This window comes from Cupriavidus sp. FW305-46 (genome assembly GCF_058787075.1).
The window spans coordinates 1-26374 of record NZ_JBYSZI010000013.1 but is presented as its reverse complement, the minus strand read 5'-3'; the positions used below and the strand labels follow the sequence as shown (position 1 = coordinate 26374).

The following is a 26374-nucleotide window of genomic DNA, read 5'->3' as shown; positions in this document are numbered from 1 at the left end:
TGCCAAGTTGGATATTATCTGAAAAACAGATAGATGAACATTGAAAGTACTTTATGAGCCTCTCCATCGAGCAGTTGCAGGCATTCGTCGCCGCAGCTGACACCGGCTCGTTCTCGGCCGCCGCGCGCCGGCTGGGCAAGGCGCAGTCGGTGGTCAGCGCGGCGGTGTCCAACCTGGAAATCGACGCCGGCAACGCGCTGTTCGACCGCTCCGCCCGTTACCCGGTGCTGACCCCCGCGGGCGAGCGGCTGCTGGCCGAGGCGCGTGTGATCCTGGAGCGCTGCGAGCACTTCCGCGGCGTGGCCAAGAGCCTGGGCGAGGGCGTGGAGACGCGGCTGGTGCTGGCGGTGGATGAGCTCTATCCGGAAGAGACGCTGGGCATGCTGCTGGAAGAGTTCTCCAGCCGCTTCCCGGCGGTGGAGCTTGAGCTGCTGTTTCCGCTGATGGAGGACGTCAGCCGGCTGGTCCTGGAGGGCGGCGCCGACCTCGGCATCATGTGGCGGCAGGAGGTGCTGCCGCCGGCGCTGGGCTTCCATGCGCTGGGCTGGGTGCCGATGCAGATCCTGTGCGCGCCCGAGCATCCGCTGGCCGGCCAGCGCGTGGACTGGGAGGAACTGAAGCGCTATCGCCAGCTGATGGTCGCCACCCGCTCAGACAGCGAAGAGAAGATGCGCCTGCGCGTGGCCGCCGACGTGTGGTGGGTGGAAAGCCAGTGGGTGATCGTGGAACTGGTCAAGCGCGGGCTGGGCTGGGCCTTCGTGCCGTGGCACGTGGTGGCCAATTCGCCGGCGGCGGCGCGGCTGGTGACGCCGCCGCTGGCATTCCAGCAGCAGGACTGGCCGGTGGCGATGGAACTGGTCTGGCACAAGCAGCGGCCGCTGGGTAAGGCCGCCACCTGGCTGCGCGAGCGCATCTGCCAACAGCCGCTGCCGCGCGCGCCTGCGGCTAGCGCTGGCTGACCGCCTGGTTCGTACCGGCCTGTGCCGGCGCAGCCTCCGCACCGGGCGCATGCCAGCCGCCGCCCAGCGCCTTGATCAGCACCACCGCCGCCGTGTACTGACGGCCGGCGATCGACAGCGCGGTGCGCTCGGCGGTGTAGGCGCTGGTCTGCGCCGTCAGCACGTCGAGCAGGCCAGCGGTGCCGGCGCGGTAGCGGTTGTTCACCAGCGCCAGCGCCTCGCGCGCCGAGCGCAGTGCGTCGTTCTGCACCACCGCTTCCTGTTCCAGCAGCCGCTGCGCGGCGAGGTTGTCCTCGACTTCCTGGAACGCGCCCAGCACGGTCTGGCGGTAGTTGGCCACGGTCTGGTCGTAGGCGGCCACCGCCTGCGCCTTGGCCGCGCTGCGCAGGCCGCCGTCGAACAGCGTGCCGGCCAGGCCGCCGCCGATCGACCAGATCCGGTCCGGCAGCGACATCCAGCGCGCCAGCGTGCTGGCGGTCAGGCCGCCGCTGGCCGACAGCGACAGGGTCGGGTAGTAGGCCGCCTGCGCCACGCCGATCTGCGCATTGGCCGAGGCCATGCGGCGCTCGGCCGCGCCGATGTCGGGGCGGCGTTCCAGCAGTTGCGACGGCACCGCGGCCGGCACGCGCGGCGGCGCGGTGCGGAAGTCGTCGGCGGCCAGCGTCAGCGCCGCGGGCGGCTTGCCCACCAGCACCGCGATGGCGTGCTCCAGCTGTGCGCGCGTGATCTGGATGTCGATCTGCTGCGCCTGCGCGCTCTTGAGCTGGGTCTCGGACTGCAGCACGTCCGAGCGCTGCGCGGTGCCCGCCGCATACTGGTTCTGCACCAGTTGCAGCGACTTCTGGTAATCGGCTACGGTGCGGTCCAGCAGGGCCTTCTGCGCATCGGCCACGCGCAGCAGGAAGTAGCTCTGCGCCAGCGTTGCCTGCGTCGACAGCAGCGTCGAGGCCAGGTCGGCCTGGCTGGCCTGCGCGCTGGCCTCGCTGCTTTCCACCTGGCGCCGCACGCGGCCCCAGACGTCGATTTCCCAGGTTGCGCCCAGGGTCGCGCTCTGCCCGTTGAGCGTGCTGCCGCTGGCGCCGCGCGCGCGCGAGGCGCCGGCCTGTGCGTCAACGGTCGGGAAGAAGCCGGCGCGCGCGGCCTGCAGCGACGCCACTGCCTGGCGATACTGCGCCTCGGCGGCCTTGATGTTCTGGTTCGAGATCTGCACCTCGGACATCAGCGCGTCGAGCTGCGCATCGCCGAACACGGTCCACCAGTCGGCGCCGGTCTCCGCATCCTGCGGCTCGGCGGGCTTCCAGTCACCGGTCCAGTCGGGGGTGGCGGCATCGGCCTCCTTGAAGGATGCGGAGACCGGCGCGTCGGGGCGCTGGTAGTCGGGGCCGACGGCGCAGCCGGCCAGCAGCAGCGCACAGGCCAGCGGCAACGGCAGGGCATGGGTCAGGAAGCGGGAAAGAACTGTCATGTCGAGTCTTCGCAAATCTAGACGGCGGCCGGCTGGTCCGGCGTGCCGGCACCACGGCGGCGCTGGCGCCAGGCCTTGACCTTCAGGCGCCAGCGGTCCAGCGTCAGGTAGACCACCGGCGTGGTGTACAGCGTCAGCAACTGGCTTACCACCAGCCCGCCGACAATGGAGATGCCCAGCGGCGCGCGCAGTTCGGCGCCGTCGCCGCGGCCGATCGCCAGCGGCACCGCGCCCAGCAGCGCGGCCATGGTGGTCATCAGGATCGGGCGGAAGCGCAGCAGGCAGGCGCGGTAGATCGCGTCGCGCGGCGACAGCCCCTCGCGCCGTTCGGCATCAATGGCGAAGTCGATCATCATGATCGCGTTCTTTTTCACGATGCCGATCAGCAGGATCACGCCGATCAGCGCGATGATGCTGAAGTCGGTCTTCGATGCCAGCAGCGCCAGCAGCGCGCCCACGCCGGCGGAGGGCAGCGTCGACAGGATCGTCAGCGGATGCACATAGCTTTCATACAGCACGCCCAGCACGATGTAGATCGTGATCAGCGCCGCCAGGATCAGGATCGGCTGGCTCTTGAGCGAATCCTGGAACGCCTTGGCGCCGCCCTGGAAGTTGGCGCGCAGCGTCTCCGGCACGCCGATGCGCGCCATCTCGCGCGTGATCGCATCGGTCGCCTGCGACAGCGAAGTGCCCTCGGCCAGGTTGAACGAGATCGTCGAGGCCGCGAACTGGCCCTGGTGGTTCACGCCCAGCGGCGTGCTGGACGGGGTCACGCGCGCGAACGCCGCCAGCGGCACGCGGTTGCCGTTGCCGGTGACCACGTAGATGTCCTTGAGCGCATCGGGCCCTTGCAGGTATTCCTGGCTCAGTTCCATCACCACGCGATACTGGTTCAGCGGATGGTAGATGGTGGACACCAGCCGCTGGCCGAAGGCATCGTTGAGCACCGCATCCACCTGCTGCGCGGTCACGCCCAGGCGCGAGGCCGCATCGCGGTCGATGATCACCGAGGTCTGCAGGCCCTTGTCGTTGGTATCGGTGTCGATGTCCTCCAGCCCCTTCAGGTTCGACAACGCGGCGCGCACCTTGGGCTCCCACGCGCGCAGCACTTCCAGGTCGTCTGACTGCAGCGTGAACTGGTACTGCGAACTGCTCTGCCGCCCGCCGATGCGGATATCCTGCACCGACTGCAGGAACAGGCTCGCGCCGGGCTCCTTGGACAGCTTGCCGCGCAGCCGCGCGATGATGGCGTCGGCCGATTCCTTGCGCTCCGACAGCGGCTTGAGCGTGACGAACATCTGCCCGGTATTGCGCTGGGAACCGCCGGTAAAGCCGGTCACGTTGACCACGGCGGGGTCGGACTGGACGATCTTGATGAAATTGTCGAGCTTGCCGCGCATGGCCTGGAACGAGGTGGCCTGGTCGGCGCGGATAAAGCCGATCAGCCGGCCCGTGTCCTGCTGCGGGAAGAAGCCCTTGGGAACGATCACGTACAGGTACACGTTCAGCGCGATGGTGGCGATCAGCACCAGCCACACCAGCGGACTCAGGCGCAGCGCCGTGGACAGCGAGCGCGCATAGCCATCGTGCAGCCACTTGAACATGCGCTCGGTGGCACGGAAGAAGCGGCCCTGCTGCTCCGGCTCGGGCGGGCGCAGCATCCGTGCGCACATCATCGGCGTGGTGGTCAGCGACACCACCAGCGACACCAGGATCGCCACCGACAGCGTGATCGCGAATTCCTGGAACAGCCGGCCGACGATGCCGCCCATCAGCAGCAGCGGGATGAATACCGCGATCAGCGACAGGCTCATCGACAGCACCGTGAAGCCCACTTCGCGCGCCCCGCGCAGTGCCGCGGCAAGCGGCTTCATGCCTTCCTCGATATGGCGCGAGATGTTCTCCAGCACCACGATGGCATCGTCGACCACAAAGCCGGTGGCGATGGTCAGCGCCATCAGCGACAGGTTGTTCAGCGAGAACCCGGCCAGGTACATCACCGAGAACGTGCCGATCAGCGACACCGGCACCGCCACGCTGGGGATCAAGGTGGCGCGCACATTGCGCAGGAACACGAACACCACCATGATCACCAGCGCCACCGAGATCATCAGCGTGTTCTCTACCTCGCGCAGCGAGGCGCGGATGGTGGGCGTGCGGTCCATCATCACGTCCATCGAGATTGCCGCGGGGATCATCTTCTGCAACTGCGGCAGCATCTCGTTGACGCGGTCCACGGTCTCGATGATATTGGCGCCGGGCGAGCGGTTCAGCACCAGCAGCACCGATGGCTTGCCGTTGGCCGAGCCCGCGTTGCGGATGTCCTGCACCGAGTCGACCACATTGGCCACGTCGCGCAGCCGCACCGGCACCGCGAACGAGTTGGGCCCGCTGGTGGCACTGGTGCCTCCGGTGGCGCCGCTGGTGATGGTGGTGGTGCCGCTGCTGGTGGTCAGCGTGGTCACGGTCACGCCGTTGACCACCTTGGTGCTGACGCCGCCGCTGGCGGCGGCGTTGGCGGTGCTGGCAATCAGCGCGCCCGCCGACGTCGACGAGAAGGTTCCCGGCGTGGCATAGCGGATGATCAGCGGCATGTAGTCTTCCGCCTTCATCGCCTGGTCGTTAGCGTAGACCTGCCAGTTGCTGGCGGCGTTCTCCAGCGTCCCCAGCGGCCGGTTGGCATTGGTCGCGCTGATGGTGTTGCGCACATCCTCCAGCGAGATGCCGTAGTTGTTCAGCGCGGTCGGGTTCAGCTCGACCCGCACCGCCGGCAGCGAGGCCCCGCCGATGGTGACCTGGCCCACGCCATCGACCTGCGACAGCTTCTGCGCCAGGATGGTCGAGGCCGCGTCATACAGCTGCCCGCGCGTCATGGTCGGCGAGGTCAGCGCGATGATCATGATCGGCGCATCGGCCGGGTTGACCTTGCGGTAGGTCGGGTTGTTGGGCAGGCTGGTCGGCAGTGTCGCGCGCGAGGCATTGATGGCCGCCTGCACGTCGCGCGCGGCGCCGTCGATATTGCGCGACAGGTCGAACTGCAGCGTCACGCGGGTGGAGCCGAGCGAACTGCTCGAAGTGATCTCGGTCACGCCGGCGATGGTGCCGAGCGCGCGCTCGAGCGGCGTCGCCACGGTGGCGGCCATCGTTTCAGGACTCGCACCCGGCAGCGACGCCGATACCGAGATGGTCGGGAAATCCACCTGCGGCAGCGGCGACACCGGCAGCAGCCGCAGCGCGGCCAGCCCCGCCAGCAGGATGCCGAGCGTCAGCAGCGCGGTCGCGACGGGGCGGTGGATGAAGGCAGCCGAGAGATTCATCGTTACACCGGCTCCTCGCCCGTGCCGCCTTCCTCCGGATCACCGAAGCGCCGTTTGCGCCAGCCCTTCACGCGCGTGGCCACGCGGTCGAACGCCAGGTAGATCACCGGCGTGGTGAACAGCGTCAGCACCTGGCTCACCAGCAGGCCGCCCACCATGGTCACGCCCAGCGGCCGGCGCAGTTCGCTGCCGATGCCGGAACCCAGCATCAGCGGCAGCGCCGCCAGCAGGGCCGCCATGGTGGTCATCAGGATCGGGCGGAAGCGCAGCAGGCAGGCCTGGAAGATCGCATCGCGTGGTTTCATGCCGCCCTCGCGCTCTGCCTCGAGCGCGAAGTCGATCATCATGATCGCGTTCTTCTTGACGATACCGATCAGCAGGATGATGCCGATGATCGCGATGATGCCCAGGTCCTGCCCCGCCAACAGCAGCGCCAGCAGCGCGCCGACGCCGGCCGACGGCAGCGTCGACAGGATGGTGACCGGGTGGATGGTGCTTTCATACAGCACGCCCAGCACGATATACATCGTCACCACCGCGGCCAGGATCAGCCACAGCGTGTTCGACAGCGATGCGCGGAAGGCCAGCGCGGCGCCCTGGAAGCTGGTCTGCATCGAGATCGGCAGGCCCAGCTCCTGCTCGACCTTGGTGATCTTGTCGACCGCGGCGCCCAGCGATTCGCCCGGCGCCAGGTTGAACGAGATCGTCGCCGCCGGGAACTGGCCCTGGTGGTTGATCACCAGCGGGCCGGTGCGTTCGGTGATGCGCGCGAACGCGCCCAGCGGCACCTGGCCGCCGGAAGAGGAGGGCAGGCGCAGGTCGGCCAGCGACTGTGGGTTCTTGCGGAATTCCGGCATGGTCTCCAGCACCACGCGGTACTGGCTCGACTGCGTGAAGATGGTCGACACCAGCCGCTGGCCGAAGGCGCTGTACAGCGCGCTGTCGATCACCGCGGTGGTGATGCCGAAGCGCGCCGCGGCGTCACGGTCGATATCGACATAGGCGCGCAGGCCGTTGTTCTGCTGGTCGCTGGTGACGTCGCGCAGCTCGGGTTCCTGGCGCAGGCGTTCCACCAGCTTCGGCACCCACGCGGCCAGCGTGGCGGGATCGGGGTCCTCGACGGTGAACTGGTACTGCGTGCGCGAGACCTTGTCCTCGATGGTCAGGTCCTGCACCGGCTGTGTGTACAGCGACACGCCGCCCAGTTCGTGCACGGCCTGCTGCAGGCGCTGCGTGACCACGTCGATGGGGTCGCGCTCGCTCTTGGGCTTGAGGTTGATCAGCATGCGCCCGGCGTTGAGCGTGGTGTTGGTGCCATCCACGCCGATGAACGACGACAGGCTTGCCACTGCCGGGTCCTGCATCACCACCTTGGCCACGGCCTGCTGCCGGCGCGCCATGGCGTCGAACGAGGTGGTCTGGGCGGCCTCGGTGATGCCCTGGATCACGCCGGTGTCCTGCACCGGGAAGAAGCCCTTGGGCACCAGCAGGTACAGCAGCCCGGTCAGCACCAGCGTGGCCACGGCCACGGCCAGCGTCGCTTTCTGACGATCGAGCACCCACTCCAGCGCACGGCCGTAGCGCTCGATCACGTTGTCGAAGAAGCGGCCGCTGGCGCGGTGAAAGCGCGACAGCTTCTCTTCCGGCACATGGTGCAGCAGGCGCGCGCACATCATCGGCGTGAGCGTCAGCGATACCACTGCCGAGATCAGGATCGACACCGCCAGCGTGATCGCGAATTCCCGGAACAGGCGCCCGACCACGTCGCCCATGAACAGCAGCGGGATCAGCACCGCGACCAGCGAGAAGGTCAGCGAGATGATGGTGAAGCCAATCTGCTTGGAACCCTTGAGCGCCGCCGCCATCGGCGAATCGCCCTTCTCGATGTAGCGCATGATGTTCTCGATCATCACGATCGCATCGTCGACCACGAAGCCGGTGGCAATCGTCAGTGCCATCAGCGTCAGGTTGTTGATCGAGAAGCCGGCCAGGTACATCACGCCGAAGGTGCCCACCAGCGACAGTGGCACCGCCACGCCCGGGATGATGGTGGCCGGTATATTGCGCAGGAACAGGAAGATCACCAGCACCACCAGCGCGATCGCCAGCAGCAGCTCGAACTGCACGTCCTCGACCGAGGCACGGATGGTGGTGGTGCGGTCGGTCAGCAGCTGCACGTGGACCGATGCCGGCAGCGCATTCTGCAGCTGCGGCAGCAGCGCCTTGATGCGGTCGACCACCTCGATCACGTTGGCACCGGGCTGGCGCTGGATGTTCAGCACGATCGCGGGCTTGTCGTTGGCCCAGGCGGCCAGGCGGCTGTTCTCGGGGCCGTCGACGATCTCGGCCACGTCGGTGATGCGGATCGGCGCGCCGTTCTTGTAGCCCAGGATGATCTGGCGGTATTCGTCGGCCGAGCGCAGCTGGTCGTTGGCGTCGATGGTGGAGGCGCGCGCGGGGCCGTCGAAGCTGCCCTTGGCGCCGTTCACGTTGGACGCGCCAATGGCGGTGCGCAGGTCGTCGATCGACATGCCCAGCGAAGCCAGCGCGGCCGGGTTGGCCTGGATCCGCACCGCGGGGCGCTGGCCGCCGCTGATGGTGACCAGGCCCACGCCCTGGATCTGCGAGATCTTCTGCGCCACGCGCGTGTCGACCATGTCCTGCAGCTTGGGCAGCGGCATGGTGTCCGAGGTCATGGCGATGGTCATGATCGGCGCGTCGGCCGGGTTGACCTTGCTGTAGACCGGCGGCATCGGCAGGTCTGACGGCAGCAGGTTGCTGCCGGCGTTGATGGCGGCCTGCACCTCCTGCTCGGCCACGTCCAGCGGCAGCGTCAGTTCGAACTGCAGCGTGATCACCGAAGCGCCGCCCGACGAGGACGACGACATCTGCTTCAGGCCTGGCATCTGGCCGAACTGGCGCTCCAGCGGCGCTGTCACCGACGAGGTCATCACGTCCGGGCTGGCGCCGGGGTACAGCGTGGTGACCTGGATGGTCGGGTAATCGACCTCGGGCAGCGCCGACAGCGGCAGCAGCCGGTACGCCACCAGCCCGGACAGCAGGATGGCCAGCATCAGCAGCGCCGTGGCGACCGGGCGCTCGATGAAGAGGCGTGAGGGGTTCATGCGCTGTCCTTACTGCTGCGTGCCACTGGCGGGCGGGGCGCTGGCGCCGGCCTGGCGGTGGCGGCGATGTTCGCCGGCCACGCCGGAGGCCGCGGCCCCGCTGGCGTCGGCGTGCGCGCCGCTGGCGCCGCCGCCGTCCCGGTTGCGGCGGCCGCGCCCGCGCGGCTGGCTGGCCGGCACCACCGCGGCAGCGCGCGCGGCCGGGTCGACGGCTTCCACCGTCATGCCTTCCTTGAGGCGGTCGGCGCCGTCCACCACCACGCGCTGGCCGGGCTCCAGGCCCTTGAGCACGGCATTGCGGCTGCCGTCGCCCGGGCCCAGCGTGACCACCTGCACCTTGACCTTGCTGCTGTCATCCACGGTGTAGACGAAGGTACCCTGCTGGCCGCGCTGGATCGCCGCCACGGGGATCACGGTGGCGTCCCTGAGCGTATCGACGCGCGTGCGCACGTTGACGAACTGGTTGGGGAACAGCATGCCGTCGGCGTTGGGGAAGACCGCCTTGAGCTTGACCGTGCCGGTGGTGGTGTCGATCTGGTTGTCGGTGGTCAGCAGCGTGCCTTCGCCGAGCTGGTTGCGCACCTGGCGGTCCCATGCCTGCACCGGCAGCTCTTCGCCGGCGTTGAGCTTCTTCAGCACCGACGGCAGGTTGTCCTCGGGGATGGTGTACATCACGGCGATGGGCTGGATCTGCGTGATCAGCGCGATGCCGTTGGCGTCGCTGGTGTTGACGATATTGCCCGGATCGACCTGGCGCAGGCCGATGCGGCCCGACACCGGCGCCACGATCTTCGTATAGCCCAGCTGCAGGCGCGCGTTGGCGACATTGCCCTGGTCGGTCTTGACCACGCCCTCGTACTGGCGCACCAGCGCGTCCTGGGTATCGACCTGCTGCTTGGAGATCGAGTCCTGGCCCAGCAGGGTGCGGTAGCGCTGCTGGTCGAGCCTGGCGTTCTGCAGCAGTGCCTGGTCGCGCGCGAGCTGGCCCACGGCCTGGTCCAGCGCGGCCTGGAACGGGCGCGGGTCGATCTCGGCCAGCACGTCGCCGGCCTTGACCATCTGGCCTTCCTTGAACAGCACCTTGAGCAGCGGGCCGGACACCTGCGCGCGCACGGTGACGTTGGAAACCGGGGTCACGTTGCCCAGGCCGTTGAGCACCACATCCATATCGCGCTTGGCCACGGTGGCGACCACCACGGGCGAGCGCGGCATGCCGGGGCCGCCGGCGCCACCCCGCGCGCCCGGGCCGCTGGCGCCCCGCTGCGCGCCTGCCGCCCCGGTCGCCTCCTGCGGCGCCTGGCCGCGATGGGCGTACCAGTACCAGGCGCCCCCCGCGAGCAGCAGCACCAGCACGCCGGCGGTCAGCCGGCGCCGGCCGGTGCGCCGCGGCGGAGCGCCCTCGGGCGGAGGCGAAGACGGGGTCGGGGAGGGGGTAGGCTGGCCTTGTTCGGGGTTGGACATGTCCGCAAATCCTGGGGGCGGCGCGCGCGGCGCGCCGGCGATGTTCGGTCTGGCAAGTGACGATGCAGCAGTATGCCGCAACGCCACGGGCGCCGGCCCGCCGCGTGGCGGGGCACGCCGCGGGTGGCCGGCAGGCCGGCAAGTGCCGTGTGGCGCGCAATGCGGCGGCGCCGGTGGCACGTCATGCCGCAAGGATAATGTGCGGGCCCGGACGCCCGTATTTCAGCGCCCGGCGCTTTTATTACAGCGGATTACCAGCACCCCGGGTGTAACCTCCGGAAACAAAACCGCCCGGCCAAACCGGCATGTGTGGCGCCGGGGCTGACTATCATGTGCCTATGCGAACGAACCAGCCTACCCAGATCCTCGTCGTCGACGACGATCCCGAACTTCGCGACCTGCTGCGCGAGTACCTGACCCAGCAGGGCTTTGCCGTCTCGGTGATGCACGACGGCGACGGCCTGCAGGCGCGCCTGGAGCGCGAGCGCCCGGCGCTGATCGTGCTGGACCTGATGATGCCCAAGGTCGACGGCCTGACCGCGCTGCGCAACCTGCGCGCCAAGAACGACGACATCCCCGTAATCCTGCTCACGGCCCGCAGCGACGAGATCGACCGCATCGTCGGGCTCGAGATCGGCGCCGATGACTACCTTGGCAAGCCGTTCTCGCCGCGCGAGCTGCTGGCGCGCATCAACGCCGTGCTGCGCCGCAAGCTGGCACGCCCCGCGGCCGCGCCCGAGGACCGCGAATCGGTCGCCTTCGGCCCGTTCCGCGTCAATTTCCGCCAGCGCACGCTGAGCCGCGCCGGCCAGACGCTGTCGATCAGCGATACCGAGTTCGCGCTGCTCAAGCTGCTGCTGATGCATCCGCTGGAAGTGCTGTCGCGCGAGCGCATCGTCGAGCTGATGTACGGCAGCGCCAGCGGCATCAGCGACCGCGGCATCGACGTGCAGATCTGGCGCCTGCGCCGGCTGCTCGATGAAGACGCGCAGCGCCCGCGCTATATCCAGACCGTGCGCGGGCGCGGCTATACCTTCGTGCCCGACGAAGCGGAAGAGATGTCCGCGGGACTCCCCGAATAATGGCCGCGGCGCCCGCCCCCTGGCGCCGCATGCCACCAGACCCTGCTTTCCGATGAAGTTGCGACGTATCGACACCCTGTTCGGCCGCATTGCGCTGCTGATTGCCGCCGTGCTTGTGATCAGCCATTTCTCATGGCTGGCCATCCTGCGCATGGACCGCCGCCAGCAGCAGGTGGACTATTCAGTCGAGCAGATGCTGTTCCAGCTCGACAGCATCGAGCGCGCGCTCGACGCGCGTCCGCCGGCGAAGCTGCCCAGCCTGGTTGAGACAGCCAACACGGCCGACGCCGAAGAGCATGCCGTCGTGCCCAAGGGCGGGCGCTCGCGCCGGCTGGTCGAGCAGTTCATCGGCAGGCTGCCGCAGGGCACCGAGATCCGGCTGGAGGACGAGACCACGCCGCGCATCTGGATCAAGCTGCCCAGCCGCGCCCGCTGGATCGCCATGCCGATCCTGTGGGTCCACAATCCGCCGCCTGATAACCGTCTGGTGCCTGGCGTGATGCTGGTGGTGGGCGTGGCCATCGTCTTTGCCGTGCTGATCGCCTGGCAGATCCAGCGGCCGGTGCGCGACATGGCCAATGCGGCGGAGCTGCTGTCGCGCCAGCACGCCGTGCCGCCGCTGCGCGAACGCGGCCCGCATGAGCTGCGCCAGCTGATCGAGCGTTTCAACCGCATGGTGGCCGACCTGGCGCGCATCGACCAGGAGCGCAATACCATGCTTGCCGGCATCGCGCATGACCTGAAGACACCGCTGGCGCGGCTGCGCCTGCGCGCCGAGATGCTGGCCGATCCCAAGGCCGCCGCGGGGGTGACGCGCGACGTGGAGTCCATGTCGGCCATCGTCGAGCAGTTCCTGAGCTTCGCGCAGACCAGCGAGTCGACCGCGCGGCCGGTGCCGGTGGACCGGCGCGTCAATGAGCTGGCCGCGTCGCTGGCCGAGCAGGAGCGCCAGGTGGTGCTGTCGCTGGGCGCGGGCGAGGGCTTCCGCATGATCGCCACGCAGCTGGACCGCATCGTCGGCAACCTGGTCGACAACGCCTACGCCTATGGCAAGCCGCCGGTGTGCATCGCGACCGCGCGCACGCCGGAGGGTTACCTGCTGGTGGTGGAGGACCAGGGCGTCGGCATCCCCGAGGATGACAAGGAGCGCGCCACGTTGCCCTTTGTACGGCTGGACCCGGCTCGGGGCGGCAATGCGCATTCCGGGCTGGGGCTGGCGATCGTGGACCGGCTGGTGCGGCAGGCGGGCGGTAAGCTGAACCTGGTGAATGCCGATGGTGGCGGGTTCCGGGTGGAGATGCTGTTCGGGGCAGCTGAGGCTTGATTACCGCTGGTTTGCTCCCCTCTTCCGCTTGCGGGAGAGGGAGCAAACCGCCGGCATGCTGATGCTGTCATCCGTTGCGCTTGCCAGCGGCCTGCACGTCCTTCAAACCTTCTTCTTCTCCCCGATCCGGCTTTCCTTGCCGGCCAGCAGCTTGGCAATATTCTGCCGGTGCCGCGCAATCAGCAGCACGCTGATCACGAAGATTGCCCCCGTCATCACATCCACGCCGTTCATCAGCACATGGAAGAACGGTGCGAAGATCGCCGCCACCAGCGCCGCCAGCGACGAGTAGCGGAAGAAGAAGGCGATGATCAGCCACGTGGCCAGCGTGCCCAGGCCCAGGATCGGGTCGATGGCGAGCAGGATGCCCGCCGCGGTGGCCACGCCCTTGCCGCCGGCGAAGCGGTGGTACACCGGGAACAGGTGCCCCAGGAAAACCGCCAGCGCCACCATGGCCAGGCCGGTTTCGTTCAGCCCGTAGGCCGGCCCGAAGCGCGCCGCCAGCCATACCGCCAGCCAGCCCTTCAGGGCATCGCCGATCAGCGTCAGGATGGCGGCCTTCTTGTTGCCGGTGCGCAGCACGTTGGTGGCGCCGGGATTGCCGGAGCCATAGGAGTGCGGGTCCGGCAGCCCCATCAGCTTGCTGACGACCACAGCGAAGGAAATGGAGCCGATCAGGTAGGCGGCGAGGGCGAAAAGCAGATTGGCCATGTGTAGTGGGGTGTTTTCAGGCTGGCGCGATTGTAGCGCGGCAGGGGCCTCGCTACGTCCGTGACTTCCCGGATTGGCATCGAGGCTCCCCTCGGTTTGCGCGGGGGCTCTCAGTCAGGCAGTGCGCATTGCACCGGCTGGGCGTTCACCAGCATGGGCAGCAGCTTCGGGTCCAGGCTGACCAGGAAGCCGCGGCGCCCGCCGTTGATATAGATGCGCGCCAGCTCCAGCACGGTCGATTCGACGTAGACCGGCATGCGCTTGCGCGTGCCGAAGGGCGAGGTGCCGCCCACCATGTAGCCGCTGTGGCGTTGCGCCACCTCGGGCTTGCATGGCTGCACGCTCTTGCGGCCGGCCTGGCGCGCCAGGTTCTTGGTCGAGACCGAGCAGTCGCCGTGCATCAGCACCACCAGCGGCTGCGCGCGCTCGTCTTCCATGATCAGGGTCTTGATCACCTCGTGCTCGGGAACGCCCAGCTGGCGCGCCGATTCGCCGGTGCCGCCGTGCTCGACATAGTCATACGGATGCTCGCCGAAGGCGACGCCATGCTTGCGCAGGTACTGCGTGGCGGGGGTTTCTGATACGTGCCTGGTCTTGCTCATGACAGTGGTCGCCGCCCGCTTGCTCAGCCGCGCGGATGGTGCTGCTGGTGCAGCTCGCGCAGGCGTTCGCGGGCGACGTGCGTATAGATCTGGGTGGTGGAAATATCGGCGTGGCCCAGCAGCAGCTGCACCACGCGCAGGTCGGCGCCGTGGTTGAGCAGGTGCGTGGCAAAGGCGTGCCGCAGCGTGTGCGGCGACAGCGGCGCGTGCACGCCGGCATCGCGCGCATGGCGCTTGATCAGGTGCCAGAACGCCTGCCGCGTCATGCCTTCGCCGCGCTGCGTGACAAAGAGCGCGTCGCAGGCGCGCCCGGCCAGCAGCGCGGGGCGCGCACTGGCCAGGTAGCGGCGCAGCCAGTCGCCGGCCTGCTGGCCGAACGGCACCAGCCGCTCCTTGTCGCCCTTGCCGCCGACCACGCGCGCCACGCCTTCGTTCAGGCCGATCTCGATGGTCTTCATCTGCGTGAGCTCCGACACGCGCAGCCCGCTGGCGTACATCAATTCCAGCATGGTGCGGTCGCGCAGCCCCAGCGGCGTGTCGGTGTCGGGCGCTTCGAGCAGCGCGTCGACCTGGGACTCGGTCAGGGTCTTGGGGTAGCGCGGCGGCTGCTTGGCGGGGCGCAGCAGCAGGCAGGGGTCGGCTTCGACCAGGTGTTCGCGCAGCGCCCACTGGTAGAAGCGGCGGAACACCGCCAGGCGACGGTTGGCCGACGAGGCGCGGCTCTGCGTGTGGCGTGCGTTGAAGTAGGCCGACAGCGCGCCGTCGTCCGCGCCCGGCAACTCGCCGCGGTGCTCATGCTGCAACCAGCGCGCCAGCAGCGTCAGGTCGCGCCGGTAGGCATCGATGGTATTGCGCGAGAGGCCGTCTTCCAGCCACAGCGCGTCGCAGAAGCGGCTGACCAGTGCCACGTCGGCGTCGCTGGGCGCGGCGGCGATGTCAGGTGCCTGGGCGGCGCCGCTCATATCAGCATGGCGCCCTCATGGCGCAGCAGCCAGCGTTTGACGTCGAGGTAGAAGCCGTCTTCGGCATGGTGCGAGAAGCCGCCGATGCCGCGTGCCGAGACCACGCGATGGCAGGGGATCACGATCGGGAACGGGTTCTGCCCGCAGGCCTGGCCCACCGCGCGCGGCATCGCGCCGATGGCCTCGGCGATGGTGCCATAAGTGGTCACCGCGCCGCGCGGCACTGCGCTGATGGCCTGCCACACGCGCTGCTGGAAGTCGCTGCCGGCCGGGGCCAGCGGCAGGTCGAAGACGGTGTCGGGGTTGGCATAGTAGGCCTCCAGCTGCGCCGCGAGTTGCTGCGTCAGTGCGTCCGCCGGGGCGCGTGCCTCGACGTGCTCGGGAAGGTACACGATGGCCCGGATGCGCGCGCCGTCCGTGCGCACCCCGATCTTGCCGAAGGGGGCGGGGAGGATGGCGTCATAGGTGGCGGGCATGGCGGTCAGGCTGGGGCGAATGCTGGATTTTAGTGCTTTTTGGCGCGGGCAAGAAAAAAGGGCCGCCTCGCGGCGGCCCTTTGCGGGTGGCGTCACACCGGCCGGATCATTGCTCCAGCTTGATGTTCTGCACCTTCACAAGATTCTTCATCTTGTCGAATTCCTTCTTGATCTCGGCCGCATGCTGCGCCGGCGTGTTGCCCGACGGCTCGGCGCCGGCGGTGCGCAGGCGCTGCTGGAAGTCCTTGTCCTGCAGGGCCTTGACGGCGGCCTCGTTGAGCTTCTTGATGACGTCGTCAGGCGTGCCGGCCGGCGCCACCAGGCCGTACCAGGCCGGGTCGTTCGGCTCCTTCAGGCCCATTTCGCCGAAGGTCGGCACGTTGGGCATGGATTCCAGGCGCTTGTTCCAGGCCACCACGATCGGGCGCAGCTTGCCGGCCTTGATGTAGGGGATCGAAGAGGGCAGGTTGTCCACCATGATCGGCACCTGGCCGGCCAGCACGTCGTTCAGCGCCGGGCCCGCGCCGCGGTACGGGATATGGACCATGAAGGTCTTGGTCGAGACCTTGAACTGCTCGCCCAGCATGTGGCCGAAGCCGCAGGTGCCCGACGAGGCGTACGAATACTTGCCCGGGTTGGCCTTCAGCACGGCCAGGAACTCCTTGTAGTCCTTGGCCGGGAAGTTCGGGTTCACGGCGATCACGTTGGCGACGTTGGCCAGGTTGGTGATGGGCTTGAAGTCCTTGATCGGGTCGTACGACAGCTTGGGGTTGCAGGCCGGGTTCACGGCCATGGTCGAGACCGTGGAGATGCCGATGGTGTAGCCGTCCGGCGCGGCCTTGGCGATCGCGTCGGCACCGATCGAACCGCCCCCGCCGGCGCGGTTCTCCACCACCACGGGCTGGCCCAGGATGCGGCTCATCTGGTCCGCGGCGCCGCGGCCGACGATGTCGGTGGTGCCGCCGGGTGCGAACGGAATGATCAGTCGGATCGGCTTGGTGGGGTAGCTCTGGGCCTGCGCCGCGGTGGCGGCGGCGGCCAGGGCCAGGGTCAGTGCGAGTTTGCCAGCTTGCATGAGATCATGTCTCCCGTCAGGAAATCCGGGCAGGGTGCCGCCCGGAAGAAAAAAAACCGTCGCAGTGCCACAGGTGGGGCCGTGCGTCGGCAGCGTAATTGTGTCAGCCGCCCAGCAGCCCGCGCTTGACCTCGGCGTCGACCGGGCGCTCGCCCAGGAAGACCCGCAACACGGCCTGGTAGAAGTCTTCGCCGGGGATCGGCCGGCCGCGAGGCGTGCCGTTGATGGCGATGACGGTCCCCGTCTGCGGGGAAAAATCCAGGTTGATCACGTCGCCCTTGTGCGCGGTGCCGATCTCGCCCAGGGTGCGCTCGAACTGTACCAGCCGCGCGGCCAGTTCCTGCATCTGCTGTTCGCTGTGGTTGTTGCGGATGCCCTGGCGGATGGCGCGCACGACGTCCGGCGGTTCGGTCTCGCGCAGCATGCGCAACTGTAGCCGCTTGGCGCCGGGCGTGCCCAGCACCAGGGCCGCGTTGCGGGCCTTCTCCTGCAGGTACAGGGCGGCCACGTAGCCCTTGGCCAGGAAGCCCGCGCGCAGGGCGGTGCCGTTGAGCTGCAGCTCCTTGCCGCCCACGCGCGCCGCATCGTCAAAACGTATCCCCTCAATCTCCACCGAGCGCGCCGGCACCGGTACGGCGCCCGCGGCCGTGGCGGCGCACAGCGCCACCAGCACGGCGGCCAGGCGCAGGCAGCGGCCCGGGTGCAGACCAGGGCGGAAGGGGGCTCGGAGGTGGGTGTCCGGGCGCGGCGGCGCGGACCGGGTGCGGGACAACATGGCGGCAGGCGTACAACTTGGCATGCCATGCTGGCCTAAATCTGGAAAAATACCTATCCGTATCTGCCCTAGTCCGCACATTACGGTTTTTTGCCGTTATCTACCGCGCCGCCGCATTCCCGAGCGACGGCCCGCAGGGCAGCTGCCGCGTCATGCCACCGCCACTACAACAACGATAAATGTCTTCTGCTCTCCTGCTGGTCCCGGATTTCAGCCTGATCCTCATCGGCTGGCTGCTGGTGCGCTATACCCCGTTCGACCGTGCCTTCTGGGGTGGGGTGGAGCGCCTGGTCTACTTCGTGCTGTTCCCGGCGCTGCTGCTGCAGTCGACCAATACCGCGGTGCTGGATTTCTCGTCGACCTCGGCCATGCTGGGGCTGGCGCTGCTGGTGATGGCCACCGGCATGGCCGGCGGCTACGCCGTCAAATGGGTGTTGCGACCGGACGCGCTGAGCTTTGCCTCGGGCCTGCAGACCGCGTTCCGCTTCAATTCCTATATCGGGCTGGCGCTGGCCTCGCGCCTGGGCGGCTCCGAGGGGCTGGCGCTGATGGCGGTGATCGTCGGCTGCACGGTGCCGCTGTGCAATGTGGCGGCGGTGTGGGCGCTGGCGCGGCACGGCCAGACCGCACTGTGGAAAGAGCTGGCGCGCAACCCGCTGATCCTGGCCACTGCCGGCGGCCTGCTCACCAACCTGATGGGGCTGCATGCGCCCGAGGTGCTGGGCATGACGCTGAACCGGCTGGGCTCGGCCTCGACCGCGCTGGGGCTGATGACGGTGGGTGCCGGGCTGCAGATGAGTGGCGCCACCGGTACCGCCGGCCCGGTGGCCTGGTGGACCGGGGTCAAGCTGCTGGCGATGCCGTGCGTGGCCTGGCTGGTGGGGCGGCACCTGCCGCTGACCGCGCTGCAGTACCAGATCGTGGTGCTGTACGCCTCGCTGCCCACGGCCTCCAGCGCCTATATCCTGGCGGTGCGCATGGGCGGCAACGGGCCGATGGTGGCGGCGACGATTTCGCTGATGACGGTGGCGGCGATCGTGACCACGCCGCTGTGGCTGGCGCTGGTCAGTTAGTCCGGCGGCGGGCCGCCTTGCGCCAGGGCCCAGTCGATATGCTCGCGCACCAGCGGCGTGGCGCTCTCGCGCCGCTCCAGCAGCGCTGCCCGGATGCGCGCGGCCAGGGCCGCGTCTTCGGCGCGTGTGCCTGACAGCGCCGCGCGCAGGCTGTTGCCCAGCCCCACCGCCAGGTTGCGCAGCCAGCGCTCATGGCCGATGCGGCGGATCGGGCTGCCTTCGAGCCGCTGGTTGAATTCCGCTTCGGTCCACTGGAACAGCGCCACCATGTCGGGTGCGTCGAGCCCGTTGCGCACGTCGAAGTCCGGCACCATGGCCACATGCGCGAACTTGTTCCACGGGCAGGCCAGCTGGCAGTCGTCGCAGCCGTAGACGCGGTTGCCCATGGGCGCGCGGAACTCCACCGGAATCGGGCCCTTGTGCTCGATGGTCAGGTAGGAGATGCAGCGGCGCGCGTCCAGCCGGTACGGCGCCACGATGGCGCGCGTGGGGCAGATGTCCAGGCAGCGGTGGCAGTTGCCGCAGTGGCCGGACTCGGGGGCGTCGGCCGGCAGCGGGATGTCGACCAGGATCTCGCCCAGGAAGAACATCGAGCCGCCGTCGCGGTCCAGCAGCAGCGTATGCTTGCCGCGCCAGCCGAGCCCGCCCTGGCTGGCCAGCGCCACTTCCATGACGGGTGCGGAATCGGTAAAGACGCGGTAGCCGAATTTTCCGATTTCGGCCTCGATCCGGCTGGCCAGCTGCTGCAAACGGCTGCGCAGCACCTTGTGATAATCGCGGCCGCGCGCATACAGCGACACCACCGCCGTGGCCGGATCGTCCAGCCGCGCCAGCTCGTGCCGGCGCCAGTCGGTGGCGCCGGCCTGCGCGCCGGCAGCCGGAATGTACGGCATCCGCGCCACGATCGCGCGCACGGTGCCGGGCACCAGTTCGGCCGGCCGGGCGCGCCGCAGGCCGTGGTTCGCCATATAATCCATGTCGCCGTGGTAGCCCTGTGCCAGCCACGCCATCAGCCCCGGCTCGGCATGACTGAGGTCGACATCGGCGATGCGCACCGAGGCAAAGCCCAGTTCCGCGCCCCATGCGCGGATCGACGCGGCCAGTGCCGCAAGTTCCCCGGGGCCCGCGGCCAGGTGGGCGGCGGTGCCGGGAACGGGGGTAGGTGGCGCATCTGCCTGCCCTGGGGCGACTCGGTCGATCATCCCTGAATTGTACGCAATGCCCTTGCTCGAAGAACGCACCCTGACGCTGCCCGACGAAGCCGCCACCGCGCGCCTGGGCGCCGCGCTGGCCGCCGCCGTGCAGGCCATGCCGCCGCGCACGGTGCATGTGCAGCTGTCCGGCGACCTGGGCGCCGGCAAGACCACGCTGACGCGCGCGATCCTGCGCGCGCTCGGCCATGCGGGCAAGGTCCGCAGCCCTACCTACACGCTGTGCGAGCCTTACGAAGTGGCCCGCGCCGACGGCTCGCCGCTGACGGTCTACCACTTCGACCTGTACCGCTTTGCCGATCCCGAAGAGTGGATCGACGCGGGTTTTCGCGACTGCTTCGCCGAACCGGCCTTCAACCTGGTCGAGTGGCCGGAAAAGGCCGGCCGCCTGCTCGGGGAACCGGATCTCCATATGTTGCTCCAATCGGACATGGCCGGGGCGGATGACGCCGGCGAGCGGCGGATCGCGACGATGCGCGCCTATACTCACACTGGACTTACCCTGCTGAACGCATGCTGATCAAGCGACTTGCCACCGACCGCCCCGATGGACCCGACGGCCTGCTGCAGGCGCGCCGCAAATGGATGGCGCAGGCACTGAAGCTGGGCGCGGGCACGGCCGTGCTGACCCTGGCCGGCCCGCAGATCGCGTTTGGCGCCGGCATCGTCGCGGTGCGCGTGTGGCCGGCCGAGGACTACACCCGCGTCACCATCGAATCCGATTCCCCGCTGGCCGCCGTGCACCAGATGATCCGCGACCCCGACCGGCTGGTGGTGGACATCGACGGCCTGGACCTGTCGCCCACGCTGCGCGAGCTGGTGGCCAAGATCACTCCGAACGACCCCTATATCCAGACCGTGCGCGTCGGCCAGAACCGCCCGCGCGTGGTCCGCATGGTGTTCGACCTGAAGGAAAACGTGGCGCCGCAGGTGTTCACGCTGGCGCCGATCGGCAGCTACCGCAACCGCCTGGTGTTCGACCTGTACCCGGTCAATCCGCCCGATCCGCTGTGGAAGCTGGTGCGCGACACCGAGGAAAAGCAGCGCCGCTTCGCCACCTCGGACCCGGCGCCGGGCAACGACGGCATCGCCGGCGCGCCGGCCGGTGCCGAGGAAGACGCGATCGGCGCGCTGGTGCGCCGCTTCGACGAGAAGGGCGAGGTGCCGCCCACCACCGCGCCGCTGCCGCCGCCGGTGGCCTCGGCCCGGCCCAGGCCGTCCGCACCGCCGGTGCCGAGCCCCAATGCCCCGGTGGTGCCGCCGGTCGCACGCGACAACCCTACCGCCGAACGGCCCTTCAAGATGCGCCGCCTGCTGACCGTGGCGATCGACCCCGGCCACGGCGGCGAAGACCCGGGCGCGATCGGCGCCGCCGGCTCGCGCGAGAAGGACGTGGTGCTGCAGATCGCGCACCGCCTGCGCGCCAAGATCGATGCCCAGCCCAATATGCGCGCGATGATGACGCGCGACGCCGACTTTTTCGTGCCGCTGAACGTGCGCGTGCAGAAGGCGCGCCGGGTGCAGGCCGACCTGTTTGTATCGATCCACGCCGATGCCTTCTTGTCGCCCGAGGCGCGCGGCGCGTCGGTGTTCGCGCTGTCCGAACGCGGCGCCTCCAGTACCGCGGCGCGCTGGCTGGCCAACAAGGAAAACGCCTCCGACCTGATCGGCGGCGCCAATATGGGCAACAAGGATGCGCAGGTGGCGCGCGTGCTGCTGGACCTGTCCACCACCGCGCAGATCAATGACAGCCTGCAGGTCGGCAAGGCCGTGCTGGGCGAGATCGGCGGCATCAACAAGCTGCACAAGGGCAGCGTCGAGCAGGCCGGGTTTGCGGTGCTGAAGGCGCCGGATATCCCGTCGATCCTGATCGAGACGGCCTTCATCAGCAATCCGGAAGAAGAGCGCAAGCTCAACGATAACGCGCACCAGGAGCAGCTGGCCAATGCGATCCTGAAGGGGATCCGGTCTTACTTCGCGCGCAATCCGCCGCTGTCGAAGAATCCGTCAGTGTGAATCTGGCGGGCACAAAAAAACCGGGGCATGCCCCGGTTTTTTTTCATGGCTGCGTGCCTCAGGCCCGCGCCGCGGCCTGGTCCTCCAGCAAGGCATCGCGGTTGGCATAGCGCGACGCGATCACCGAGCATACGATCAGCTGCAGCTGGTGATAGACCATCAGCGGCAGCACCAGCAGGCCCAGCGCGGGATGGCCGGCGAACAGGATCTTGGCCATCGGGATGCCGTTGGCCAGGCTCTTCTTGGAGCCGCAGAACACCGCCGTGATCTCGTCCTCGACAGAGAAGCCAAGGCGGCGCGCAGTCAGCGTGGTAAAGCCCAGCACCACGAACAGCAGCACCGCGGCGATCAGCATCACTGCGCCGATGGTCTGCCACTGGTACTGGTGCCACAGGCCCTGGGCGGTGGCGTCGCAGAATGAGGAATAGACGATCAGCACGATCACGCCACGGTCGATCTTGTTGGTGATGTGCTTCTTCTTCGCCAGCCAGCTGCCGATCAGCGGACGCAGCAGCTGCCCCAGCGCGAACGGCAGCAGCAGTTGCAGCGCCACCCCGGTGAGCGCCTTGCCCAGCGGCATCGAGGCGCCGCTGGCGCTGATCACCAGCCCCATCAGCAGCGGCGTGACCAGCATGCCGATCAGGCCCGAGATGGTGGCGTTGAAGATCGCTCCGGACACATTGCCGCGCGCCATCGAGGTCATGGCCACCGACGACGATACCGTCGACGGCAGCGCGCACAGGAAGAACACGCCCAGCAGCAGGTCCGGCGGCAGCGTATTGCGCAGCGACAGCATCAGCAGCACGCCTACCACCGGGAACACCACGTAGGTAAAGGTCTGCACGAAGACATGGAGGCGCCAGTGCTTGGCACCCGACACCAGCTTGTCGCGCGAGAGCGCCGCGCCGTGCAGGAAGAACACCAGCGCCACGCCCAGGCCGGTCACCACGCCCAGGTGCAGCGGGCCGTCGCCGGCGCCGATTTCAGGGGCGGCCAGCGCAATGGCGATAGCCGTCAACATGACGAGGACGAAGCCGTCGATCAGGTCATAAAGTTTCTTGAGCTTGCGGACAATACGAGACATGACTGCGGGTGGATCGTGCGATGTTAGGGTTTTGCCTAGTATTGGACGCCAGCCAAGTCTAGAATGCAAATTCATTTATAGAATCTATTTATCCGGGCGTTGCATGAATTACACACTGCGCCAGTTGCGCGTCTTCCTGGCCGTGGCCAATACCGGCGGCTTCAGCCGGGCCGCCGATGTGGTCGGCCTGACCCAGCCTGCGGTCAGCCGCGGCGTGGCTGAGCTGGAAGAGGCACTTGGCGTGCGCCTGCTGGACCGCACCACGCGCGAGGTGGTGCTGACCGAGGCCGGCCACGCGCTGGCGCCCGCGCTTGAGCGGCTGCTCGGGCAGCTCGACGACACACTGGAAGAGACGCGCCAGCTTGGCGAACGCTATCGTGGTCGCGTAGTGATAGCTGGTGCGCCGACGATCTCGGCCCGGCTGATGCCGATGTACGTGGCCGCCTGCGCCGCCCAATACCCCGAGATCCGCCTGACCGTGCGTGACAACGTGCAGGCCGACGGCCTGGAGCAGGTGCGTGCCGGCGCGGTGGACTTTGGCGTGCTGATCGATCCGCTGGTGCGCGACGGGCTGGTGGTGGAGCCGGTGGCGACCGACCCGTTCTGCTTTGTCTGCCGGCGCGACCATCCGCTAGCGCAGTCGGCCTCGGTGCCGTGGTCGGCGCTGCATGGGATGCAGCTGGTGCTGCTGGACTTTGCCTCCGGCAGCCGTCCGCTGATCGACCGCGTGTTCGGCCGGCATGGCGTGGTGCCGCTGGTGGTGCAGGAGCTGGGCCACTCGGCGAGCGTGTTCGGCATGGTCGAGGCCGGCATCGGCGCATCGGTGCTGCCGTCGTTCTCGCTGCCGCTGCCGGCGGCGTCGCCGCTGGTGTGGCGCCCGCTGGTGCCGTGCGAGGAGCGCAGCATCGTCATGGTCCGGCGCGAGGACCGTTCACTGTCGCCGGCCGCGGCGGCGGTGTGGGACCTGGTGCGCCGCCTGACCGTGCGCGCCGAGGCGCCCGCAATGAGCGCCGCGGCCTGACCCGGTCTCACTCTGTCAACGCGCGGTGACCATCACCGCTTCCAGTTCAAAGCTGCCGTCGGCCTGCACGCGATAGTGCTCACGCACTTCCGTCGGCGCCATCTGCCACAGGTGGCGGATGGCCTCCACGGCCACCGGCGCGGTGCGCATGCGCCTGACCCAGCTGTCGAACTCGATGCCGATGCGCCAGATGTCCGATACGGCGATGCCATCGGCGCCAAAGCCCGCCGCCTCGAACATCGACCGCCACCCCGCCGGCGTGTAATCGCGCACGTGCGAGGGATCGCGCAGCAGTTCCACCGATTGCAGCCAGGTATCGCGCAGCGGATCCGGCGCACCGGCAATATCGATCAGCACCACTTTGCCGCCGGGCTTGAGCACGCGTCGGATCTCGGCCAGTGCCGCCGGGACGTCGCGCCAGTGGTGCGCGCTCATGCGCGAGACCACCGCGCAGAAGCTGGCATCGTCAAACGGCAGCTGTCCGGCAGCGCCCTGGCGCGTGCGGATATTGGCCAGCCCGCGCTCGCGCGCCGCGGCCTCGACCACGGCCAGCATGTCCGCCGACAGATCGTAAGCCGTCACTTCGCCCGCAATCGCTGCCGCGGCGAAGCTGGCATGGCCCGCGCCGCAGCCCAGGTCCAGCACGCGGCTGCGCGGGCGGTTGGCTGCGGGGATCAGCGCGGCCAGTTCGTCTTTCAGTTGCTGCAGGTCCGCGCCGCTGGCGTGGACGGCGCTGGTGAGGTAGGCGCTGGCGGTGGCGCCGAACTGGGCGGCGACGAGTTCCTGCTGTTGCATGGTGCTGGGCTCCTTGGGCCACGCCCAGGTCGGCGGGTGGCCTTCTTTGTTGGGGGAGGGGACTTGCCCGCGAGACGGGTTCGGCATACTGTAGGCGGGCAGTTTTCCCGGTACAAGTTACCGATTTATCCTGGTATAAGCGACACCAGCCTGTCATGCCCTTGTCTGCCGATCCCGCTGTTGTCCCGTCTGCATCGCCATCGTCGCGCGAATCCGTGCTGGGCGCTTTCCTGCGTGCGCACCGTGAACGGCTCGCGCCGGCCGATGTCGGGCTCGCACCGGGCCGGCGCCGCCGCACCCCCGGCCTGCGCCGCGAGGAAGTCGCGCAACTGGCGGGCTTGAGCGCGACCTGGGTGACGTGGCTGGAGCAGGGGCGGCCGGTATCGCTGTCGGCACGCGCGCTGGCCAGCCTGGCTGCCGCGCTGCGGCTGTCACGCGCCGAGCGCGCCTACCTGTTCGAACTGGCGGGCCGCCGCGACCCGCAGCAGGCCGCGGACGAAACCGTGCCGCCGGTGGTGCTGGCCAGCGTGCATGCCATCGGCGGGCCGGCCTACCTGCTCGACCGGCAATGGAACGCGCTGGCCTGGAACGACGCCGCCGCGGACCTTTTTATCGGCTGGCTCGATGCCGCCAGCGCCGAGCGCAACCTGCTGCGCGCGATGTTCCTGTCGCCGGGGCTGATGGCGCTGGTGGAAGACTGGCCACACCGCGCGGCACGGCTGGTGGCGGAATTCCGCGCGCACAGCATCCGCCATGCGGACGAGGCGCCGACGCGAGCCTTGATCGAGGGGCTGATGGCAGAGAGCGCGGCCTTCCGCGATGCCTGGCTGTCGCAGGACGTGGAAGACCGCGAGGGCGGCCGCCGCGGCTTTCACCATCCGCAGCTGGGCGCGCTGCAGTTCGAGCAGCTGACGCTGGTGCCGGCGGCGGCGCCGGGCTTGATGCTGGTGATGCTGCTGCCCGGCTGAGCGGGCAGCGCCGGGGCTTTACTTGGGCTGCATCCGGATCGCGCCGTCCAGGCGGATCACTTCGCCATTGAGCATGGTGTTCTCGATGATCGAGCGGGCCAGCTTGGCGTACTCCGCCGGGCGGCCAAGGCGCGGCGGGAACGGCACCATCCTGCCGAGCGCGTCCTGCACTTCCTGCGGCATGCCCAGCAGCATCGGCGTTTCGAAGATACCCGGGGCGATGGTCATGCAGCGCACGCCGTCGCGCGACAGGTCGCGCGCAATCGCCAGCGTCATCGCCACCACGCCGCCCTTGGACGCGGCATAGGCGGCCTGCCCGATCTGGCCGTCAAAGGCCGCCACCGACGCCGTATTGATGATCACGCCGCGCTCGCCTTCGCTGTCGGGGGTGTTTTGCACCATGGCCGCGGCGGCCAGGCGGATCATGTTGAAGGTGCCGACCAGGTTGATGCGGATGGTCTTGTCGAAGGCTTCCAGCGGATGCGGGCCGTTCTTGCCGACGGTCTTGTTGGCGGTGGCGATGCCGGCGCAGTTGACGATGCCCGAGAGCCGGCCCAGTGCCTGGGCGGCGGCCACCACCGCCTGGCCGTCGGCCTCGGAGGTGACGTCGCAGCGGACGAACTGGCCGCCCAGTTCAGTTGCCAGCGCCTGGCCGTCGGCCTCGTTCAGGTCGGCGATCACGACCCTGGCGCCGGCTTCGGCCAGCATGCGGGCGGTGCCTGCACCCAGGCCCGAGGCGCCGCCGGTGACGATGAATACGTTGCCTTGGATTTGCATTTGGGGTTGTCTCCTTGGATTGGGTATTTGTTGCCGTTTACGTAAACGTCAATTCGTTGGCGGTATTTTACGGGGTGGTGGGGGATGTGCAAGGG

At 68.7% G+C, this 26374-nt stretch carries 22 protein-coding genes; 8 read left to right on the top strand and 14 right to left on the bottom strand.

Features of this window, described 5'->3' with window-relative positions:
* Positions 1-53 precede the first annotated feature (53 nt).
* Positions 54-959: a LysR family transcriptional regulator gene (locus AC3WON_RS08635; protein ID WP_010812185.1), complete on the top strand. Its 906-nt coding sequence runs from the start codon at positions 54-56 to the stop codon at positions 957-959.
* On the opposite strand, the gene AC3WON_RS08630 is transcribed toward AC3WON_RS08635, so the two are convergent.
* From AC3WON_RS08630 to AC3WON_RS08615, 4 genes are read right to left on the bottom strand one after another with little or no spacing between them, the layout of a single operon-like run.
* Positions 946-2424: an efflux transporter outer membrane subunit gene (locus AC3WON_RS08630; RefSeq protein ID WP_492351616.1), complete on the bottom strand. Its 1479-nt coding sequence runs from the start codon at positions 2422-2424 to the stop codon at positions 946-948. The genes AC3WON_RS08635 and AC3WON_RS08630 overlap by 14 nt on opposite strands.
* A gap of 17 nt (positions 2425-2441) precedes the next feature.
* Positions 2442-5741 (bottom strand): efflux RND transporter permease subunit, encoded by a 3300-nt coding sequence (locus AC3WON_RS08625; RefSeq protein ID WP_492317622.1) that lies wholly within the window; start codon positions 5739-5741, stop codon positions 2442-2444.
* A 2-nt stretch (positions 5742-5743) separates the two neighbouring features.
* Positions 5744-8866 (bottom strand): MdtB/MuxB family multidrug efflux RND transporter permease subunit, encoded by a 3123-nt coding sequence (locus tag AC3WON_RS08620; RefSeq protein WP_492351615.1) that lies wholly within the window; start codon positions 8864-8866, stop codon positions 5744-5746.
* 9 nt (positions 8867-8875) lie between these two features.
* Positions 8876-10327, bottom strand: coding sequence for an MdtA/MuxA family multidrug efflux RND transporter periplasmic adaptor subunit (locus AC3WON_RS08615; protein WP_492351614.1), 1452 nt, complete (start codon positions 10325-10327; stop codon positions 8876-8878).
* 338 nt (positions 10328-10665) lie between these two features.
* Between AC3WON_RS08615 and AC3WON_RS08610 the strand changes: the two genes are divergently transcribed.
* Together AC3WON_RS08610 and AC3WON_RS08605 are read left to right on the top strand one after the other, a co-directional pair.
* Entirely contained in the window at positions 10666-11409 is a 744-nt protein-coding gene (locus tag AC3WON_RS08610) for a response regulator (protein WP_010812236.1), read from the top strand.
* Positions 11410-11461: 52 nt separating this feature from the next.
* On the top strand, positions 11462-12733 hold the full coding sequence (locus AC3WON_RS08605) for an ATP-binding protein (protein ID WP_492317619.1): 1272 nt from the start codon (positions 11462-11464) through the stop codon (positions 12731-12733).
* 102 nt (positions 12734-12835) lie between these two features.
* Here the strand turns inward: AC3WON_RS08605 and plsY are convergent, their stop codons facing one another.
* The 6 genes from plsY to AC3WON_RS08575 all read right to left on the bottom strand — a co-directional run bounded on the left by plsY (position 12836) and on the right by AC3WON_RS08575 (position 17334).
* Positions 12836-13444, bottom strand: coding sequence for a glycerol-3-phosphate 1-O-acyltransferase PlsY (gene plsY / locus AC3WON_RS08600; RefSeq protein ID WP_492317618.1), 609 nt, complete (start codon positions 13442-13444; stop codon positions 12836-12838).
* Positions 13445-13554: 110 nt separating this feature from the next.
* Positions 13555-14046, bottom strand: a complete 492-nt coding sequence (locus AC3WON_RS08595; RefSeq protein WP_492351613.1) for an aminoacyl-tRNA deacylase — start codon at positions 14044-14046, stop codon at positions 13555-13557.
* 23 nt (positions 14047-14069) lie between these two features.
* Positions 14070-15008: a site-specific tyrosine recombinase XerD gene (gene xerD / locus AC3WON_RS08590; protein ID WP_010812240.1), complete on the bottom strand. Its 939-nt coding sequence runs from the start codon at positions 15006-15008 to the stop codon at positions 14070-14072.
* Complete coding sequence (locus AC3WON_RS08585; RefSeq protein WP_492351612.1) at positions 15005-15484, bottom strand: methylated-DNA--[protein]-cysteine S-methyltransferase; 480 nt, start codon at positions 15482-15484, stop codon at positions 15005-15007. Before AC3WON_RS08585 ends, xerD begins: the two co-directional genes overlap by 4 nt.
* Before the next feature lie 106 nt (positions 15485-15590).
* Positions 15591-16559, bottom strand: a complete 969-nt coding sequence (locus AC3WON_RS08580) for a tripartite tricarboxylate transporter substrate binding protein BugE (RefSeq protein WP_013955671.1) — start codon at positions 16557-16559, stop codon at positions 15591-15593.
* Positions 16560-16662: 103 nt separating this feature from the next.
* Entirely contained in the window at positions 16663-17334 is a 672-nt protein-coding gene (locus AC3WON_RS08575) for a chalcone isomerase family protein (protein ID WP_492351611.1), read from the bottom strand.
* Positions 17335-17513: 179 nt separating this feature from the next.
* Here AC3WON_RS08575 and AC3WON_RS08570 point away from each other — a divergent pair, with 179 nt between their 5' ends.
* Entirely contained in the window at positions 17514-18407 is an 894-nt protein-coding gene (locus AC3WON_RS08570) for an AEC family transporter (protein ID WP_010812244.1), read from the top strand.
* On the opposite strand, the gene queG is transcribed toward AC3WON_RS08570, so the two are convergent.
* Positions 18404-19609 (bottom strand): tRNA epoxyqueuosine(34) reductase QueG, encoded by a 1206-nt coding sequence (queG, locus tag AC3WON_RS08565; RefSeq protein WP_492301278.1) that lies wholly within the window; start codon positions 19607-19609, stop codon positions 18404-18406. The genes AC3WON_RS08570 and queG overlap by 4 nt on opposite strands.
* 16 nt (positions 19610-19625) lie before the next feature.
* On the opposite strand from queG, the gene tsaE reads away from it, so the two are divergent.
* On the top strand, positions 19626-20138 hold the full coding sequence (tsaE, locus tag AC3WON_RS08560; protein ID WP_035826054.1) for a tRNA (adenosine(37)-N6)-threonylcarbamoyltransferase complex ATPase subunit type 1 TsaE: 513 nt from the start codon (positions 19626-19628) through the stop codon (positions 20136-20138).
* Positions 20132-21634, top strand: coding sequence for an N-acetylmuramoyl-L-alanine amidase (locus AC3WON_RS08555; RefSeq protein WP_010812247.1), 1503 nt, complete (start codon positions 20132-20134; stop codon positions 21632-21634). The genes tsaE and AC3WON_RS08555 overlap by 7 nt, the downstream gene beginning before the upstream one ends.
* Positions 21635-21692: 58 nt before the next feature.
* On the opposite strand, the gene AC3WON_RS08550 is transcribed toward AC3WON_RS08555, so the two are convergent.
* Complete coding sequence (locus AC3WON_RS08550; RefSeq protein WP_492317611.1) at positions 21693-22718, bottom strand: bile acid:sodium symporter family protein; 1026 nt, start codon at positions 22716-22718, stop codon at positions 21693-21695.
* A 103-nt stretch (positions 22719-22821) separates the two neighbouring features.
* On the opposite strand from AC3WON_RS08550, the gene AC3WON_RS08545 reads away from it, so the two are divergent.
* Positions 22822-23739, top strand: coding sequence for a LysR family transcriptional regulator (locus tag AC3WON_RS08545; RefSeq protein ID WP_340520069.1), 918 nt, complete (start codon positions 22822-22824; stop codon positions 23737-23739).
* A gap of 15 nt (positions 23740-23754) precedes the next feature.
* Here the strand turns inward: AC3WON_RS08545 and AC3WON_RS08540 are convergent, their stop codons facing one another.
* Positions 23755-24534 carry a class I SAM-dependent methyltransferase gene (locus AC3WON_RS08540; RefSeq protein ID WP_492351610.1) on the bottom strand — a complete coding sequence of 260 codons (780 nt, stop codon included), beginning with the start codon at positions 24532-24534 and terminating at the stop codon, positions 23755-23757.
* 155 nt (positions 24535-24689) lie between these two features.
* Between AC3WON_RS08540 and AC3WON_RS08535 the strand changes: the two genes are divergently transcribed.
* Positions 24690-25502: an MmyB family transcriptional regulator gene (locus AC3WON_RS08535; protein ID WP_492351609.1), complete on the top strand. Its 813-nt coding sequence runs from the start codon at positions 24690-24692 to the stop codon at positions 25500-25502.
* 18 nt (positions 25503-25520) lie between these two features.
* On the opposite strand, the gene AC3WON_RS08530 is transcribed toward AC3WON_RS08535, so the two are convergent.
* Positions 25521-26279, bottom strand: coding sequence for a 3-hydroxyacyl-CoA dehydrogenase (locus AC3WON_RS08530; protein WP_492317608.1), 759 nt, complete (start codon positions 26277-26279; stop codon positions 25521-25523).
* Positions 26280-26374: the final 95 nt, after the last annotated feature.